The sequence below is a fragment of the Bowmanella yangjiangensis genome (genome assembly GCF_017255015.1).
Lineage (GTDB): Bacteria > Pseudomonadota > Gammaproteobacteria > Enterobacterales > Alteromonadaceae > Bowmanella > Bowmanella yangjiangensis.
The window spans coordinates 1-350 of record NZ_JAFKCS010000764.1; the positions used below are offsets into that span (position 1 = coordinate 1).

1 protein-coding gene is annotated in these 350 nt (G+C 68.0%); it reads right to left on the minus strand.

Annotated features, from left to right (window positions below):
• Positions 1 to 7: 7 nt before the first annotated feature.
• Positions 8 to 298: a cyd operon YbgE family protein gene (locus J0A65_RS26595; RefSeq protein ID WP_037051816.1), complete on the minus strand. Its 291-nt coding sequence runs from the start codon at positions 296 to 298 to the stop codon at positions 8 to 10.
• Between the last annotated feature and the right edge of the window lie 52 nt (positions 299 to 350).

Sequence of the window (350 nt, forward strand, 5' to 3'; positions counted from 1 at the left end):
TTTGCCTTCAGGTCGCTTGTGCCAGGCCCAGCAGGGCATAGCCCAGCCCGCACAGCCCCCAGCCCAGCCAGGGCGAGAACAGCGTGCGCCAGAGCCGCAGGCGCGGCGTGAAGCCGACGCCGTGGATGAAGGCGCAGGACACGCCCCACATCACCAGCATCAGCAGCGAATGGCTGTAGCCTCCCTGGCTGTCGAGCATGGCGCCGGGGTGGATCAGCAGCACCAGCGCCATGGGCACCGCCAGCAGCCAGGAGAGCGCGCGCAGTGGCGCGCGCTCGCTTAGGGCCAGTTCACTCATGCTCGCTCTCGGTGTCGAGGTCCTGAGTGGTTTCCAGCCACAGGGCGTTGAT

Bases quoted from the DNA above. Each gene is read 5' to 3' on its own strand.
- J0A65_RS26595 (WP_037051816.1), bottom strand. From the start codon at position 298: ATGAGTGAACTGGCCCTAAGCGAGCGCGCGCCACTGCGCGCGCTCTCC.